The following is a 3,017-nucleotide window of genomic DNA, read 5'->3' on the forward strand; positions in this document are numbered from 1 at the left end:
GTCCAGGCCCTGCGCCACGCGCTGCCCGCCATCGGACTCGCCCTGACCCTCACTCTCGGCACCTTGCTGGCGCTGTACACGCGCAGCGTCATCGCCCCCTGCAAGACCATCGCCGTGGCTCTGCTCACCATGGGCGCCGCCCTGGGCATGCTCGTCACCGTCTTCCAGGACGGCCACGGCCGTGCGCTGCTTCAACAGTTCACCCTCACCGGCACCCTGGACTGCTCACTGCTGCTCTTCGTCCTCGTCCTGACCCTCGCGATCTCCCTGGACTACGAGATCTTCCTCCTGGGCCGCATCAAGGAGGAGTACGACCGGCATCACGACAACCAGACCTCGATCATCGAAGGCATCTCCCGCACCGGCTCCCTGATGACCGCGGCCGCCCTGTCCGTCGCCATCCCCACCGCCGCGCTCGCGGCGACCGGCGTCACCGCCCTGAAGATCATCGGTTTGGGTGTCGCCCTCACCGTCCTCGTCGACGCCGTCCTGGTACGCGGCTTCCTGGTCCCCGCCACCATGGCCGTCCTGGGTGCCCTCAACTGGTGGAACCCACTGCATCGCACCCATCGCTCGCGGTCCGGGCGTGGGGCACCACCGTCCGGTGGCCGCGGCCGGTGAGAACCAGCAGCGTGGCGCGCCGGTCGGCGGGGCTGCGGGGGGCCACGGCACCGAGGTGGCTGAATAGGCCGACGTCCATTCAAAAACACCCAGGAGACTAGGTCTATAAGTGCCGCATTGGCTATTACCATGGCTCAACCGGGGGCGGACTACGCGGTTGCAGCGGCGGCAGCAGGGAGTCAGCATGGACATCACCTGGGACCGGTGGGCCGTTCCCACCATCGTCGGCGACGACGAACTCGACGTGACCAACGGCTTCGGACGGGCCCAGGCCCAGTCCAACGCCACCCTCGTACTGGAGCTCTACGGCACGGCCCGCGGCCAGGCGGCCGCGCTGTGGGGGCCGCAGTTCGTGGACGAGGACACCTTCGTGGCGCGGCTCGGCCTCAAGGCCATGACCGATGAGTGGCTCGCGGCGCAGACCCCGGCGACGCTGGCCAGGATCGCGGCGTTCTGCGACGGGTTCAACGCGGCGTGCGCCGAGGACCCCGCGCTGGGCACCGACCGCCGGGAGGTGCTCCCGGTCGGCCCCCGTGACGTACTCGCTCATGTGGTCCGCACCTTCGTGCGCTTCACCACCATGGACTCGAACGGCCTCGCCTTCTCCCCCACCGCCTTCCTAGAGTCCGCGGGTTCGAACGGATGGGCCGTCTCGGCCGGTCTGTCGACGACGGGACACGCCCAGCTCATGATCAACCCCCATCTGGGGTGGAAGGGCTTCCACCGCTGGTTCGAGGCGCGCAGCACCTGTCCGGGGCGCGACTTCCACGGGGCGACCCTGCTGGGCCTGCCCTGGCAGGCCCTGGGCTACGGCCGGCACGTCGGCTGGGGGCACACCGTCAACCCGGTGCCGAACATGACCGTCTACGACCTGGGCCTCACCGGCGACACCTATCTCTTCGACGGTGAGCAGCGCACCCTTGAGACCGTCGAGCACCACATCGGGGTGGCCGGTGGCGAGCCCGTCACGGTTCTCGAACGGCGCAGCGTCCACGGCCCCGTCGTGACCGCGCCCGACGGCGTCGACGTCGCGGTGCGGCTTGCGGGCGTCCTGCACCACCCCGCGACGTCCGCGCTGGAGGGCTGGTGGCGCATGTCCCTGGCCACCGGCGTCGAGGACCTGTTCGCCACCCACGACGCGGCGCCGCTGCCGCTGTTCAACGTCCTCGCCGCCGACGCGTCCGGCTCCATCGGGGCGCTCTACTGCGGCACCCCGCCCGTGGCCGCCTGGGACGGTGTCGCCGACGTCCGCAAGCGCCTGCCGGGCGATGACCCGCGCCTGCTCTGGGACGAGGTGCACCCGGCGTGCGCGATGCCCCGCGTGATCGACCCCGACTGCGGCTGGGTGCAGAACGTCAACGACAACCCCTGGCTGTTCACGGACCCGCCCCTCGATCAGTCCCGGTACCCGGCGGCGATCGCGCCCGACGTCGACTGGATCATCGACCTGCGCACCGCGGCCTCCCGCGGCTGGCTCATGCGTCAGAAGAAGATCAGCCCCAAGGCCCTGCTCGGCCTGAAGTACTCCAAGCGCGCGGTGCTCGCCGACTGCGTGCTGGACGACCTGTGCGCGGCGGCCGCCGACGACGCCGGTCTCGCCCCCGCGATCGAGGCGCTGACCGCCTGGGACCGCCACGCCCACAGGGACAGCTTCGGATATGTGCTGTTCCTTTCCTGGGGGCTCCTCAGTGGCCAGGGCATCGCCGCGGGCACGCTGCTCAAGCCGTCCGCGGAGCCGGGCGGCATGCCGGGCGGTCTGCTGGACCCGGAGGGCTCGGTCGAGGTCCTGCGCGCCGCGGTCGGTCTCCTGACCGGGCTCGGCGTGCCGCTCGACGCCTCCGTCGGGCAGGTGTGCCGGCTGGGTTCCGGCGAGGACGCCGTCGCGGCGGACGGCGGGTCGGGCATTCTCGGGGTGCTGAAGGTCCTGGAGCTGCTGCCCATGGCCGAGGGCCTGGAGCTGGTGCTCGGCGACTCCTGGATCTCCCACGTTCAATTCCGCGGCGGCGACTGGCCGCAGGCGAGGAGCCTGCTCGTCTACGGCAACACCAGCGAGCCGTCGGCGCCGTGCGCGGAGTCGCAGTACCCCCTGTGGGCAGCGGACCGCCTGCGTCCCGAGTACTCCGTGGCCTCCGCCTGAGCGGCCGTCAGGCCCCTCCCCCGTCGTGGCGGTGGGCGGGCGCCGGCGGGAGAAAGAGCCGAGGTCGACGATCTGGCCGCTGTGTTCGCACCGGGGGCGGACCGGGTCCGGTGGGTGCGGAAGCGGGACGCCGTGGCCCGCAGGTCGGCCTTGTCCGGCTCGTCGAGCCACTCCAGCTGGTCGCACTCCGGCTCGTTGCCGCCGACGAGCAGGAAGTCCTGGCCCTCGGGCCGCAGGTAGGTGCCCACGTCCAGGTCGG

The 3,017-nt window shown here is 71.5% G+C and carries 2 protein-coding genes; both read left to right on the plus strand.

Translation table 11 applies throughout. From position 1 onward, the window contains the following. Window positions 1-621: MMPL family transporter (locus AB8Z36_RS35360; protein WP_369217486.1), on the plus strand; the 621-nt coding region annotated here is incomplete at its 5' end. A 184-nt stretch (window positions 622-805) separates the two neighbouring features. Next, window positions 806-2,758 carry a penicillin acylase family protein gene (locus AB8Z36_RS35365; protein WP_369217487.1) on the plus strand — a complete coding sequence of 651 codons (1,953 nt, stop codon included), beginning with the start codon at window positions 806-808 and terminating at the stop codon, window positions 2,756-2,758. Window positions 2,759-3,017 lie beyond the last annotated feature (259 nt).

The sequence above is a fragment of the Streptomyces flavofungini genome (assembly GCF_041028215.1).
GTDB lineage: Bacteria > Actinomycetota > Actinomycetes > Streptomycetales > Streptomycetaceae > Streptomyces > Streptomyces flavofungini_B.